The organism is Streptomyces sp. NPDC054932, assembly GCF_053610205.1.
In genome coordinates this window covers 23,153-37,113 of sequence record NZ_JBSGXU010000006.1, presented here as the reverse complement: position 1 = coordinate 37,113, position 13,961 = coordinate 23,153, and the positions used below count along the sequence as shown (strand labels likewise).

At 73.1% G+C, this 13,961-nt stretch carries 10 protein-coding genes and 1 riboswitch; of the genes, 6 read left to right on the top strand and 4 right to left on the bottom strand.

Translation table 11 applies throughout. The features are described from left to right. Positions 1 to 14 precede the first annotated feature (14 nt). The 5 genes from ACWGE1_RS03015 (at position 15) to ACWGE1_RS02995 (ending at position 7,123) form a co-directional block, all read left to right on the top strand. Positions 15 to 2,171 carry a phage holin family protein gene (locus ACWGE1_RS03015; protein WP_453418812.1) on the top strand — a complete coding sequence of 719 codons (2,157 nt, stop codon included), beginning with the start codon at positions 15 to 17 and terminating at the stop codon, positions 2,169 to 2,171. Between the two features lie 75 nt (positions 2,172 to 2,246). Continuing rightward, on the top strand, positions 2,247 to 3,650 hold the full coding sequence (locus tag ACWGE1_RS03010) for an amino acid permease (protein WP_453418811.1): 1,404 nt from the start codon (positions 2,247 to 2,249) through the stop codon (positions 3,648 to 3,650). A gap of 42 nt (positions 3,651 to 3,692) precedes the next feature. Then, the gene (locus ACWGE1_RS03005) at positions 3,693 to 4,133 is read left to right on the top strand and encodes an SRPBCC family protein (RefSeq protein WP_453418810.1); all 441 of its coding nucleotides are present in this window, start codon (positions 3,693 to 3,695) and stop codon (positions 4,131 to 4,133) included. Positions 4,134 to 4,247: 114 nt separating this feature from the next. Further along, a complete protein-coding gene (locus tag ACWGE1_RS03000) occupies positions 4,248 to 5,309 on the top strand; it encodes an ATP-binding protein (RefSeq protein WP_453418809.1) in 1,062 nt (353 codons plus the stop codon). After that, positions 5,306 to 7,123, top strand: coding sequence for a vWA domain-containing protein (locus ACWGE1_RS02995; RefSeq protein WP_453418808.1), 1,818 nt, complete (start codon positions 5,306 to 5,308; stop codon positions 7,121 to 7,123). The genes ACWGE1_RS03000 and ACWGE1_RS02995 overlap by 4 nt, the downstream gene beginning before the upstream one ends. A 74-nt stretch (positions 7,124 to 7,197) precedes the next feature. Here the strand turns inward: ACWGE1_RS02995 and ACWGE1_RS02990 are convergent, their stop codons facing one another. Then, positions 7,198 to 8,784, bottom strand: coding sequence for an RNA polymerase sigma factor (locus ACWGE1_RS02990; RefSeq protein ID WP_453418807.1), 1,587 nt, complete (start codon positions 8,782 to 8,784; stop codon positions 7,198 to 7,200). 213 nt (positions 8,785 to 8,997) lie between these two features. Then, positions 8,998 to 9,759: a class I SAM-dependent methyltransferase gene (locus ACWGE1_RS02985; protein ID WP_453418806.1), complete on the bottom strand. Its 762-nt coding sequence runs from the start codon at positions 9,757 to 9,759 to the stop codon at positions 8,998 to 9,000. A 57-nt stretch (positions 9,760 to 9,816) separates the two neighbouring features. Continuing rightward, positions 9,817 to 9,917, top strand: a riboswitch (ZMP/ZTP riboswitch). Positions 9,918 to 9,944: 27 nt separating this feature from the next. Here ACWGE1_RS02985 and ACWGE1_RS02980 point away from each other — a divergent pair. Next, complete coding sequence (locus ACWGE1_RS02980) at positions 9,945 to 10,814, top strand: bifunctional 5,10-methylenetetrahydrofolate dehydrogenase/5,10-methenyltetrahydrofolate cyclohydrolase (protein WP_453418805.1); 870 nt, start codon at positions 9,945 to 9,947, stop codon at positions 10,812 to 10,814. 74 nt (positions 10,815 to 10,888) lie between these two features. On the opposite strand, the gene ACWGE1_RS02975 is transcribed toward ACWGE1_RS02980, so the two are convergent. Beyond that, the gene (locus ACWGE1_RS02975; RefSeq protein ID WP_453418804.1) at positions 10,889 to 12,403 is read right to left on the bottom strand and encodes an NAD(P)/FAD-dependent oxidoreductase; all 1,515 of its coding nucleotides are present in this window, start codon (positions 12,401 to 12,403) and stop codon (positions 10,889 to 10,891) included. Positions 12,404 to 12,823: 420 nt separating this feature from the next. Next, positions 12,824 to 13,846: a hypothetical protein gene (locus tag ACWGE1_RS02970; protein ID WP_453418803.1), complete on the bottom strand. Its 1,023-nt coding sequence runs from the start codon at positions 13,844 to 13,846 to the stop codon at positions 12,824 to 12,826. Between the last annotated feature and the right edge of the window lie 115 nt (positions 13,847 to 13,961).

Below are 13,961 nucleotides of genomic sequence, written 5' to 3'. Positions count from 1 at the left end.
CGGGAGGTGGCGGCGTGGGGCGAGGACGGTGGCGGACCGCGGGCAGCGCCCTGGTGCGCGTGCTGCTGGTCTGGTCGGTGTCCACCCTCACCATGCTCGCCCTGGCCGGGATCCTGCCGGACTTCCGCCTCCAGTCCGCCGACGGAGCCAGCATCACGCAGATCGGGCTGACCGCCGCCTGGGGTGCCGGCGCCTTCGGCCTGCTCAGCGCACTGGTCTGGCCGGTGCTCGTCCGGGCCCTGCTGCTGGTGCCCGCCCTCGTGCTCGGGCTGCTCGTCTTCTTCCTCAACGGCTCCCTCCTGCTGATAGCGCTCAGCCTGATCCCGGCCGGGCGCAGCGAGGTGGCCCCTGAGACCGCGGTGGTCGTCGCCGCCGTGATGTCCGCGGTGGCGTCGGCGACCTCCACCGCGCTCGCGGTGCGCGACGACGAGGCGTACCGGCGCCGGCTCTACCGGCTCGCCGACCGGCGCCGCCGCAGGCAGGGCAGGGCGGGCCCGGCCCGCGCCGCCGAGGCCCCGCCCGGGCTGCTGCTGCTCCAGCTGGACGGCGTGGGGTACGAGGTGCTGCGCCACGCGTGCGGCAGCGGGCTGATGCCCACCGTCGCCGGCCTGCTGGACCGCAGCCACCGCGCCCGGTCCTGGCGTACGGACTGGTCGAGCCAGACCGGCGCCAGCCAGCTCGGCATCCTGCACGGCTCCAACTTCGACGTGCCCGCCTTCCGCTGGTACGAGAAGGACACCGGCGAGGTGATGGTCTGCAACCGGCCGACCAGCGCCGCCGAACTCCAGCGGCGGGCCGTCGAGCGGACCGGGGACGGCGGACTGCTCACCTTCGACGGGGCGAGCCGGGGCAATCTGTTCAGCGGCGGCGCCGACCAGCTGGCGCTGGTGCTCTCGGTGTCGGCCCGGCGGGGGCGGGCCAACCGGTCCCGCGCGGGCTACTTCGTGTACTTCTCCGATCCGGCCAACGCCGTCCGCACGGCCGTGTCCTTCGTGGCCGAGGCGGCCCGCGAGATCGGCCAGTCGCTGCGGGCGCGGATCCGCGGGGACCGGCCGCGGGTGTCGCGCGGCGGGCTCTACCCGCTCATCCGGGCCTTCGCGACGGTGGTCGAGCGGGACGTGGTGGTCGCGGCCGTGATCGGCGACATGCTCGCCGGCCGTTCTGCGGTCTACGCCGACCTGGTGGCCTACGACGAGGTCGCGCACCACTCGGGTCCGCGCGGGCGGGACACCGACCGGGTGCTGGAGCGGCTGGACCGGAGCCTCGCGCTGATCGCCCGGGTCGCCGAGCACGCTCCGCGCCGGTACCGGATCGTGCTGCTCTCCGATCACGGCCAGAGCCCGGGGGAGACCTTCCTCGGGCGGTACGGGCTGACCCTGAAGGACCTGGTCCGGGCGGGCTGCGGGCTGCCGGTCTCGCGCCGGGCCGGACGCACCCGCAGCGGGGCCGAGGCCCGGGCGGCCGTGCTCGCGGCGCTGCACCGGCCGGTGGAGGAGGGCGAGGAGGCCCACCCGGGGCCGGGCTCGGACCCGGTCGTGCTGGCCTCGGGCAACCTCGCCCTGATCTCCTTCCCGGACATCCCCGGCCGGGCTTCGCGGGCGCGCATCGAACGCGCGCACCCCGCCCTGCTGGCGACCCTGGCGAACCATCCGGGCGTGGGGTTCCTGTTGGTGGACGGGTTGGTGATGGGCCGGGACGGGAGGGTGGCCCGGCTGGACGTCCCGGGGGAGGCGGAGGAGCTGCTGGCTCCCTTCGGTCCCGGCGCGGCGGAGGCCGTGCGCCGGACCGACGGGTTCCCGCACGTGGCCGACATCATGGTGAACTCGGCGTACGACCCGCGGACGGGTGCGGTGCACGCCTTCGAGGAGCAGATCGGCTCGCACGGCGGGCTGGGCGGGGAACAGGGGCAGCCGTTCCTGATGTGGCCCACGGTCCTGTCCGACCCCGACCCCGACCTCGGCCCCGGGCGGGAACTGGTCGGCGCGGAGGCGGTGCACGCCGTGCTGCGGCGCTGGCTGCGGGAGGCGGAGGGTCCGCAGGTGCCGGTGGCTCCGCTCGCGGGGCAGTCCGCCGAGCCTTCCGCCGGGGCCTCGCAGGATTCCCCGTCGGAGGGGGTCGACAGCGGAATCTTTCCTTCCGCAGGGACCGTCGCACGGGACGAAATCCGCTGATTTTGTGGCGCCTTGGTGGTGGTCAACCATGTGTTGACCTGCCCAGCATGTGAGACACCCAGAGGCGCACCACCGATGACCAGCACCGCAACCCTGCCCGCCGAGGCCGCCGCACCCCCCGAGCAGGGTCGCGACCCCCACGCGCGCCGCTTCGGGCTGCCCGTCGCGACCTGCCTGGTCATGGGCAACATCATCGGCGGCGGAATCTTCCTGCTGCCCGCCTCGGTGGCCCCCTTCGGCACCATCAGCCTCGTCGCCTTCGCCGTCCTCACCCTCGGCGCGATCGCCCTCGCCCTGGTCTTCGGCCGGCTCGCCGAGCGCCACCCGCAGACCGGCGGCCCCTACGTCTACGCCCGCGCCGCCTTCGGCGACTTCGCCGGCTTCCTCGCGGCCTGGAGCTACTGGATCACCGCCTGGGTCTCGAACGCCGCCCTGGCCGTCGCGGCCGTCGGCTACCTCTCCGTGCTCCTCCCCGGCATCGGCGCCCACAAGTGGTCCATGTGCCTGGCCGCGCTCGCCGTCCAGTGGCTCCCGGCCCTCGCCAACCTGGCGGGCACCCGCTACGTCGGCGCGGTGCAAGTCGTCGCCACCGTACTGAAGTTCGCCCCGCTGCTCCTGGTGGCCGTGGGCGGGCTGTTCTTCTTCGACGCCGCGAACCTCGGCCCCTTCCGGGCCACCGACCAGAGCGCCGCTGGCGCCGTCTCCGCCTCCGCGGCGATCCTGCTCTTCAGCTACCTCGGCGTCGAGTCCGCCACCGTCAGCGCCGGCGAGGTCCGCGACCCGGCCCGCAACGTCGGCCGGGCCACCGTCCTGGGCACCGTGGGCGCAGCCACCGTGTACCTGCTCGGCACCGTCGCCGTCTTCGGCCTGGTCGCCCACGACCGGCTGGTCTCCTCCACCGCCCCCTTCACCGACGCCGTCAACGCCATGTTTTCCGCGGACGGAGGGGCCGGCGGCACCTGGGGCGGCACCGTGGTCGCCTGCGCCGCCGTGATCTCGATGCTCGGGGCCCTCAACGGCTGGACCCTGCTCAGCGCGCAGACCCCGTACGCCGCCGCCAAGGACGGGCTCTTCCCGAAGGCCTTCGAGACGAAGAAGCGCGGCGTGCCCGTCGTCGGCGTGATCGTCACCGTCGCGCTGGCCTCCGCCCTCACCGTCTACAACTACACGGCGGGCACCCGGGGAGTCTTCGAGAGCCTGGTCCTGATCACCACCTTCACGGCGACCGTCCCCTACCTGCTCGCCACCGCCGCGCAGATCCACTTCCTGCTCTCCGGGCAGCGCGAGCGGGTCCACCCCGGCCGCCTGGCCCGCGACGGCGTCCTCGCCGCCCTCGCCTTCGGCTTCTCGATGTGGCTGGTCGCCGGCTCCGGCCACGCGGCCGTCTACCAGGGCGTGCTGTTCCTCTTCGCCGGAGTCCTCGTGTACGCCGCCATGTCTGCGAAGAAGCACCGCGCCGCTGTATCGCCCGCGGGGTAGCGTGGAGGGAGGGGACAGCCAGGGGGGCGCCAAGGGGTCGCCATGTCCGCGATGAGGAAGAGCATCGACATCGACCGCAGGCCCGAGGACGTCTACTCGTACCTGACGGACCCCACGCACCTGCCGGAATGGCAGGACAGCGCCGTGTCGGCCGTCCCGATCGGCGACCTCCCCGTCCACGTCGGATCGAGGGTCCTCGTCACCCGGCAGATCGGCCGCCGCAGGGTCCCCACGACCATGGAGTTCGTGGAGCTCGACCCGCCCCGGAGCTGGCACGTGCACGGCATCGACGGGCCGGTACGGCCCGATGTGCGCGGCACCATCGAACCCCTCGAGGGCGGCACCCGCTCACGCGTCACCCTGGACGTCGACTTCGAGGGCCACGGCCTGGGCCGGGCCCTCGTACCCCTCGTGGTCAGGCCCATGGTCCGCAAGGAGATGCCCCGGGGCGAGGCGAAGCTCAAGCACCTCCTCGAAACCTGACCGCCCCGCCGTCGCGGACCGGTCGGGCGGGGGAAAACCGGATGCCCCGGGGTGTGCGGTGCGGCGAGACTGGCCGCACCACACACCCGTCACACCCCGAGGACATCCACGCCCGTGCAGGCTGCCGTCACCGTCACCCCCGCTCAGATCCCCGAACTTCTGCTCGGCCTCGCCACCGTGCGGCCCGTGTTCCTCTGGGGGGCTCCCGGTATCGGAAAGTCCTCGCTCGTACGGAAGTTCGCCGATTCGCTGGGACTGGAGTGCGTCAGCCTGCTCGGCACCCAGCTCGCCCCCGAGGACCTGATCGGCGTACCGCAGATCCGCGACGGCCGGTCGGTCTTCTGCCCGCCGGAGGCCATCGCCCGCGACGAGCCGTACTGCCTCTTCCTCGACGAGCTCAACGCCGCGGGCCCGGACGTCCAGAAGGCCTTCTACTCGCTGATCCTCGACCGCCGGATCGGCTCCTACGAGCTCCCGGTGGGCTCCATCGTCATCGGCGCGGGCAACCGGGCCACCGACAACGCGCTGGCCCGGCCGATCGCCTCCGCGCTCGTCAACCGCCTCACCCACGTCCACCTCCAGGCGTCCGCACAGGACTGGCTGGTCTGGGCCGGGGAGCACGGCATCCACCCCTGGGTCACGGACTACCTCACCGACCGCCCCGACCACCTCTGGTCGCAGCCGCCCAAGACCGAGGAGCCCTTCTCCACCCCGCGCTCCTGGCACATGCTCTCCGACGCCCTGCACTCCTTCGGCGCCGGCCTGGACGAGCAGACCCTCAAAGTGATCGTGCACGGCACCCTCACCCCCGCGCACGCCGTCTCCTTCTGCGGCTACGCCAAGATCGTCCGGCACAGCTTCGGCATCGAGGCGATCATGAAGGGCGACGCCTCCTGGCCCACCCGCCCCGCCGACCGCGATCTGCTCTACTACCTCGCCGAGGCCTTCCGGGGCCGCCTGATCAAGGAACTGCCCGCACAGCGCGAGCACGTCTCGCCCACCCTGCGCCAGACCGCCTACCGCGCCAAGGCACTGCTGGTCCAGCTCGCCGAGATCTCCGTGGAGGTGGCCCAGACCGTCATCGCCGACGACGCCGACGGCCTCCCCGTGCTGCCCTCCTGGTTCCTCGTCGAGGCCGCCCGGGACATGCCGCGGCTGGTCGAGGCCCGCCGGTGAGCGGGGCGCGCCCCCGCCCGCAGAAGAAGACCCCGTCCGATCCCGCCGCCCAGGCCTTCGCCGAGGGGCTCGCCCTGGTCAAGCGGAACCCGGCCCTCGCCGCCGTCGGCGGGAGCGTGTGCCAGCAGCCCAAGTGCCCGGCGACCCCCGCCGCGGGCCTGGTCGCCGTGGACTCCAACGGCGTCCTCCACGTCCGCTCCGGACTGCGCGCCGAGCCCCGCACCTGGGCCTGGGCCCTCGCCCACGCCCTGCTCCACCTCGGCTTCGGCCACGTCCCGGCCGCGGACCGGGAGGACCGGGTACAGCCCGACCGCTTCGACCTCGCCGCCCGCTGCGCCGTCGTCAACCGCTTCCTGCTGACCCAGCCGACCGTCCGGCCCCCGGACGACCTCCCCGCCGAGTACCCCGGCGGCGACGAGGAACTGCTCGCGGCCCGCTGGCGCCGCGACGGCATCCCCGCCGCCCTGGAACTCTGCGGCACCGCTGGTGACCGTCCCGACCAGCTCCTGGTCACCTGGCGCGCGTGGAACGGCTCGGCGGTCCCCGACTGGGAGACCGCCTTCGCGCACGCCCTGACCCGCAGTGTCTCCGCGGCCATGGAGGTGGCCGGCGGGCGCCGCGACCGGGTCACGGGGGAACGCGTGGCGCAGCGCCCGTGGGACCGGGCCCTGAACTGGTTCGTCTCCTCGTACCCGCTCCTCGGCGGGCTCGCCAGCGGTCTGAAGATCGTCGCCGACGTCGAGCTGGCCCGCACCAACGGGATCTCCGTCGCCGCCGTCAGTGCCACGGCCGGGGAGATCTACATCAACCCGCTGCGCACGTTCGAGGACGAGGAATGGCGGTTCGTCCTGGCCCACGAGATGCTGCACGCCGCCCTGCGCCACGGCGAGCGCCGCGGAGCCCGGGACCCGTACCTGCACAACGTGGCCGCCGACTACGTGGTCAACGGCTGGCTCGTGGAGATGGGCGTCGGCGAGATGCCGGCCGGGCTGCTCCACGACCCGGCGCTGAAGGACCTGTCCGTCGAGGAGGTCTACGACCGCATCGTCACCGACGTGCGCCGGATGCGGCGCCTGGCCACCCTGCGCGGCAAGGGCCTCGGGGACATCCTGGGCGAGCCGCTGCCCCACACCGGCAGCCTCCCGTACACGGACCTGGACGACTTCTACCGGCGCGGCCTGGTCCAGGGCTTCGATCTGCACACGTACGGGGAGCGCGGCCTGCTGCCCGCCGGGCTGATCCAGGAGATCCGGGCCCTGGCGCACCCGCCGGTGCCCTGGGACGCCCGGCTCGCCCGCTGGTTCGACGAGTTCGTGCCGCGCCCCGTGGCCGTACGGTCCTACGCGCGCCCGGCCCGCCGCCAGGCGTCCACCCCGGACATCCCGCGGGCGGGCCGGTACTTCCCGCCCGAGGAGATCGCCCGCTGCACCTTCGGCGTGGTGCTCGACACCTCGGGGTCGATGAACGCCGCCCTCCTCGGCAAGGCGCTGGGCGCGATCGCCTCGTACGCGCAGGCCCGCGACGTACCGGCGGCCCGCGTGGTCTTCTGCGACGCGGCGCCGTACGACGCGGGCTACCTGCCGCCCACCGAGATCGCGGGCCGGGTACGGGTCCGCGGGCGCGGCGGGACCGAGCTGCAGCCGGGCATCGACCTGCTGCAGCGGGCGGAGGACTTCCCGCCCGGGGCCCCGGTGCTGGTGATCACGGACGGGTGGTGCGACACCCTGCGGATCCGGCGCGAGCACGCCTATCTGATTCCGCAGGGGGCCGGCCTGCCGTTCACCCCCAAGGGGCCCGTGTTCCGGCTGGCCTGAGCACCACGGGAAACGCCCCCGACCCGCCGCAGGGCAGGTCGGGGGCGTTTCCCGTGCGGGATGTCCCCGACGGCTCAGTCGAGGTAGTCGCGCAGCACCTGCGAACGCGACGGGTGACGCAGCTTCGACATGGTCTTGGACTCGATCTGACGGATGCGCTCACGGGTGACCCCGTACACGCGGCCGATCTCGTCCAGGGTCTTCGGCTGGCCGTCGTTGAGGCCGTAGCGCATGGAGACCACGCCCGCCTCGCGCTCCGAGAGCGTGCCCAGGATCGACTGGAGCTGCTCCTGGAGGAAGGTGAAGGAGACCGCGTCCGCCGGGACGACCGCCTCGGAGTCCTCGATGAGGTCGCCGAACTCGCTGTCGCCCTCCTCACCCAGGGGGGTGTGCAGGGAGATCGGCTCGCGGCCGTACTTCTGGACCTCGATGACCTTCTCGGGGGTCATGTCGAGTTCCTTGCCCAGCTCCTCCGGGGTGGGCTCACGGCCCAGGTCCTGGAGCATCTGGCGCTGCACGCGGGCGAGCTTGTTGATGATCTCGACCATGTGCACGGGGATGCGGATGGTGCGCGACTGGTCGGCCATGGCGCGCGTGATCGCCTGCCGGATCCACCACGTCGCGTACGTGGAGAACTTGAAGCCCTTGGTGTAGTCGAACTTCTCCACGGCGCGGATCAGGCCGACGTTGCCCTCCTGGATCAGGTCCAGGAAGAGCATGCCGCGGCCCGTGTAGCGCTTGGCCAGGGAGACCACGAGGCGGAGGTTGGCCTCCAGCAGGTGGTTCTTGGCGCGGCGGCCGTCCTCGACGAGGATCTCCAGCTCGCGCTTGAAGGCGGGCTTGTGGTCCTCCTCCTCTTCGAGCTTGTACTCGGAGAACAGGCCCGCCTCGATGCGCTTGGCGAGCTCCACCTCCTGCTCGGCGTTGAGGAGCGGCACCTTGCCGATCAGCTTCAGGTAGTCCTTGACGGGGTCGGCGGTGGCACCGGCCACCATGACCGTCTGCGCCGGAGCGTCGTCCTCGTCGTCGTCGGACAGCACGAAGCCCTGGGTACCGCCGGCCTTGGGTGCCTCGTCCTCCGCCTCGTCGGCGAGGTCCTCGGCAGCCCAGTCCTCGCCCTCGACGACGGGCGTCTCGCCCTCGTCGGCGTCCTTGGCGCTGGTCTTCTTCGCCGCGGCGGTCTTCTTCACGGCGGTCTTCTTGGCGGCGGTCTTCTTGACCGTGCGCTTCTTCGGCTCGGCGGCGGCCTCGGCCGACACCTCGTCCTCGGTGGCGGCGGCCGACGGAGCGGATATCGCCGTGGCGGTGGCCGTGGCCGCGGTGGCGGCCGTCTTGCGCGCGCCGATGGGGCGCGGCGCGGGGGTGGCCTTCTTGGCCACGGTACGGGCCGGGGCGGCGGCAGCCTTGCGGGGCTTCTTGGCGGCAGCCTTGGTGGCGGGGGCCGCGCTGACGTGAAGGGCGACACCCTCCTCGTCCAGGACCTGGTTCAGGCTGCGCAGGACCCGCTTCCACTGGTCCACCGGGATGCGGCCGGCCTCGAAGGCCTGGCGCACGTCGTCACCGTTGATGTGACCCTGCTCGCGGCCGCGCTCGACGAGCGCGACCAGGGCCTCGGATTCGGCGATCTCCGGAGGGAACGTACGGGACGGGCTGAGCGACACAAGGAGCCTCTCGTTGCGAACAGATAAGGGTGGGCGGGACATCATCGCGCGAACTCGGGAAACAGACCCGAGGGGGGTCTGTATTCCGGGCCGCGCGAGGACACCTGTCGGTTCATCGCATGCCCGAGTCGATTCGTTACGCGCTGAATTGAGTGACCTGCGCCACGCTGTGGCCACGCAACCGATCCGGCGTAGATCCGTCCGCCCCTCACATCAGCCCGTTTTACGGGCCTCGATGAGGAAGCGGGCGGTGTGCGCGACGAACGGACCTTCGTTTTCGATCTGTTCGTGGAGCTCGCGCAACCGGTCCCGGTACTGCCCGACCGTGAAGCCGGGCACCATCCAGATCACCTTCCGCAGAAAGTAGATCACGGCTCCGATGTCGTGGAACTCCGTGCGCAGTCGCTCGGAGCGCAGATCGACGACCTCCAGGCCGGCCGCCGTGGCGTCGGCGACCGCGTCGTCGGGGTGCCGGGCGCGCCGGACCTCCTGCGGCTGCGGGCCGAGGAAGTACTCGACGAGCTCGAAGACGCTCGCCGGACCGACCTGCTGCGAGAGGTAGGTGCCGCCCGGCGTCAGCACCCGCGCGATCTCCTCCCACCAGATGGTCACCGGGTGCCGGCTGCACACCAGCTCGAAGGCCGCGTCGCCGAAGGGCAGCGGCGGCTCGTCGGAGTCCGCGACCACGGCCGCGCCCAGCGGGTGCAGCAGCCGCGTCGCCTTCTCGATGTTGGGCGGCCAGGACTCGGTGGCCACGGTCAGCAGCGGCAGCGGACCGGACCCGGCCAGGACCTCGCCGCCGCCCGTCTGGATGTCCAGGGCGGACCGGACCCGGGCCAGGCGCTCGGCCATGAGCCGCTGGTAGCCCCAGGAGGGACGCTGCTCGGTGGCCCGGCCGTCGAGCCAGGAGAAGTCCCAGCCGTCGACGGAGACGGACTCGGCCTCTGCGACAAGATGGTCAAAAGTACGCGTCATGCCTTGATCGTCGCAGGCCGGGCGCCCGTCAACCACCGGATATGTCGACTACAGTGGTCGGCGGGCCGTGACTGGCGTTCGGGTGGATCACCACCGGGGAGCGGCCCGGCGTACCTGTGGACCCGGTGCGCCGACTGCCGCGCGCCTGGGCGAACCGCGATCCGCAGCGACGTTCAGGAGACCCCATGACGACCGCCACTGCCCGGCTGATGGACGGCACCGCCCTCGCCCGCCGCATCTCCGAGGAGACCGCCGCCCTCGCGGCGAAGATCACCGAGCGCACCGGTACCGCGCCCTGCCTCGCGACCGTGCTGGTCGGCGAGGACCCCGCCTCCGTGACCTACGTACGCATGAAGCAGAACCGCTGCGCCAAGGCGGGGATCACCTCCCGCCACGTCGAGCTGCCCGCCGCGACCACCACCGAGGAACTGGTGGCCACCCTCACCGCGCTCTCCGAGGACCCGGAGATCAGCGGCATCCTGCTCCAGCACCCCGTCCCGCACCACATCGACGAGCGCGCCGCCTTCGAGGCCATCGCCCCGGGCAAGGACGTCGACGGGGTCACCATGCACTCCTTCGCCGCCATGGGCTTCGGGCTGCCCGGCTTCGTCTCCTGCACCCCCGGCGGCATCATGCGCCTGCTCGCCGCCTACGACGTGGACCTGACCGGCAAGCACGCCGTCGTCGTCGGCCGCAGCGCGATCCTGGGCAAGCCCGCCGGGATGCTGCTGCTGGAGCAGAACGCCACCGTCACCTACTGCCACTCGCGCACCGTGGACCTTCCCTCGATCGTGCGCCAGGCCGACGTGCTGGTCGCCGCCGTCGGCAAGGCCGAGTTCATCCGGGGCGAGGACATCAAGCCGGGCGCCGTGGTCCTGGACGCCGGGTACAACGAGGGCAACGTCGGCGACGTGCACTTCGAGTCGGCCGCTGCCCGGGCCTCGCTGATCACCCCGGTGCCGGGCGGGGTCGGCCCGATGACCATCGCCGTCCTGCTGGAGCAGACCGTGCAGGCGGCCGCCGCGCAGGCCGGGCTGGACCTCGCGGAGCTCTGATCCCGCCGCGCGCGGATCCCGCGCGCGACGCACGCCCCGGGCCCCGGACACCCCCTGGCCCGGGGCGCCGCGTCTCATCGGGCCTGTCCGACGGGGTCGGCGGGGCCGACCGGGTCCGCTGCAGGGCCGGCGGCGCCGCCGCTCGCGGTCCCCGGGCCGGTCCCGGTCCCCGATCCGGTACGGGAGCCGGGCGCCGGGTCGAGCCCGGCGACGGCCCGCTCGGCGGCGGTGAGCGGCGGCGCCTTCAGGGCGCCCCGGCTCGAGGCGCGCAGCACGTGCCAGACCACCGACGGGCGGAGCCAGTGGGTGGGCGCGATGCTCATGGTGAGGACCTTGAACAGGGCGGCAGTGAGTGCTTCGTCCGTGGTGGCGCCCGTCATCAGCCGGTTGACGTAGGCATTGAGCAGACCGGTGCCGGCGCGCGGCTTCATCCCGGTGGCCCCCGGATACAGGATGTCCTGCGACGTGGCGAGCTCCCAGGCGGTGCTGACCTGGGGCGCGATCGCGCGCTGTGCCTCGCGGCCGATCCCGGGGTGGGACAGGCCCTTCGCCCGAAGCAGGGTGCGGACGGCCAGCAGCCCCTGGGCGGCGACGGTCATGCCCTGCCCGTACAGCGGGTTGAAGGTGGCGACCGAGTCTCCGACGGCGAAGAAGCCGTCGGGCAGCTCGGCCTTCTCGAAGTAGATCCGGCGGTTGGCGGTGCCCTGGGTGACGGCGACGTCCGTCAGGGGCTTGCGGCCCTCCAGGAGCTCGCCGACGATCGGGTCGCGGACGGCCTTGGCGAACGGGATGAACGCGTCGGGGTCGCCGGTCGGCTGGCCTCCGCGGGTGCCGGACAGGGTGGCCTGCCACTGGCCGTTCTCGATCGGCACGATCGTGGCCGTCTGCCCGGGGACGGGCACCCGGGGGTCGGACTGCACGTTGACGATGGGGAAACCCATCTCGTGCGCCCCGGCGGGGGCCTCGAAGATCCGGGTCGCGTAGACGAGACCGGAGTCGACCTCGGCCTGCCGGATGCCGCTCACACCGAGTGCCTGGAGCCAGGTCCGGGCCCGCGAGCCGCGACCGCTGGCGTCGATCACGAGATCGGCCGTCACCAGCCGGTCCTGCTCCTCGGGGGTGTCGACGCGGACGCCGGTGACGCGGGCCGCCGTGCCCTCCAGACCCCGGACCCGGCTCTGCTGGAGGGTGGACACCCCCGGCAGGCCGGTCACCCGGGCGCGGACCACCGAGTCGAGGAGGTCGCGGCTGCAGGAGATGTTGAACTGCTTCTCCCCGCAGCGCGGGATCCAGCCCTGGGCGGTCTTGGTGACCAGGTCGGTGGGCAGGCTGCGGCGGATGGCGCCCGCCTTCGTCCAGTCGTCGGTGATGCCCGGCAGGATCCGCTCTATGGCCCGGGCACCGCCCGACCACAGCAGGTGGGTGTGCCGGGCCTGAGGGAGCCCACGGCGCGGAGCCGGGCCCTCGGGCAGCGGGTCGGCGTCGATGACGGTGACCGTGGCGTGCTCGGCGAGGACAGCGGCCGCGAGGAGGCCGGCCAGACTGCCGCCTATGACGACGGCGTGGCGGGGCGGGGAGGACTGGGTCATCGTGGCGGGCTCTCTGTCAGGGCCGTGCTGAGGGCATCGGCGTGAGGAATGCGGCGACCGGCTGTGCGGGTCACGGCGTGGCACGGGGCTTCCCCGACCGAGTGAGGACGTGGGGCGCTCGATCGCCCCGGGGAGCGGCTGCTCCCGGGGCGGCGGCAGAGGGGTGCGCGGGATGCCGGCGGGGTGCGGGCCGGCGGTACCGGCCCGGATCTCCGCCGGATCCCCCTGGCCCGCGCGGTGGCCGTGGTGTCCCGCCGGGCGGGTGGCAGGAGATACGGAAATCGACCTTCCGCCCTTTGCCCCGGTGTCGGGCGCAGGCGGCGCACCGCGTCCGGGTGATTGCCGCGGGACGGGCCCGCGGCGCCGGGCGCGCGCCCTCCCGCGGTTCGGGGCCCGGCTCGCGCACGGCCCGTGTGGTCCTCATGGTGTTTCTCCCTCGGCGGCGCCCTCGGCCGGTGCTCCGCCCCTCGTGCCCGCGATTCCGAGCTGCCCCTCGCGCGCGAGGAGGTCGTCCAGGTGGTCGGCCAGGGACTTCCAGCCCTGGGGCGACAGCCGGCCGGCCCGCGTGACGATGCTCCGTACGTCGTGGGCCCGCATCACCGCCAGCATCGGGTTCTCCCGGTCCCGGACCGCGGACTCCAGGTCCCCCTCGATCAGGGCCAGGGCGGTGGAGAGCGCCTCGGTGTCGTCGGCCAGCAGGAAGCCGCCCTCGACGCCGTAGAAACGCTGGATCCCGGCGGCCGCGGCGAGGTTGGGCAGGCCCTCGCCCTGGGCGAGGCGGGTCAGCGACTGCCCCGACGCGTCGAAGGACCTGGCGATGGCCGCCAGTGAGTGGGGCTGGCCGTCCTCGCGTACGCGGGTGCGGCGCAGGTGCTCGAAGCGCAGGTGCACCTGCTCCTTCAGCGGCAGCCGGGGCGGGCTGCCGTCGAGGGTGAGCCGGACGGCCTGCGGGGTCATTCCGGTGAGGTACGACAGGCGCTCCAGGTCGTCCCTGCCGTCCGAGACGGTGGTGGCGGACAGGGCGAGGGCGCGTTCCACCGCGCTCTTGCTGTCGGCCAGGAGGAAACCGGCATGGACGCCGAAGAACCGCTGCACACCGGCCGCGTGACCCATCCGGGGCAGCCCGGTGCCCGCGTTGAGGGGCCCGAGGGAGGCGCCGGGGGCATCGAAGTCGTCGGCTATCGCGGCCAGTGGCCATTCCCGGCCGTGCTTGTCGCGCCGGGTGGTGCGCAGCAGCAGGAACCGCTGGTGCACCCGCCGCTCCAGCGGAACTTCGACGGCGGTGCCCGCCACCACCTGGGGTATGCGCCCGGGTTCGACCCCGGACAGGTGACCGAGCCGCTCCGCCGCCAGCACCTCGGCCGGATCCTGCCCGCTCTCCTGCGACAGTGCCTCGACGCGACGCCAGATCGCGGCGAGGTCGGGTCTGGCGGCGGCTCGCACCGGCGGATTCTCCATATGTCGACAAGACGTTCGAGGTGATCGGGCTTCGTGAAGCCTAGCCCCCCGCCCCTGGCCGAACCAGAGGAACCCCAACGTTTCCTGCCGTACAGCTCAA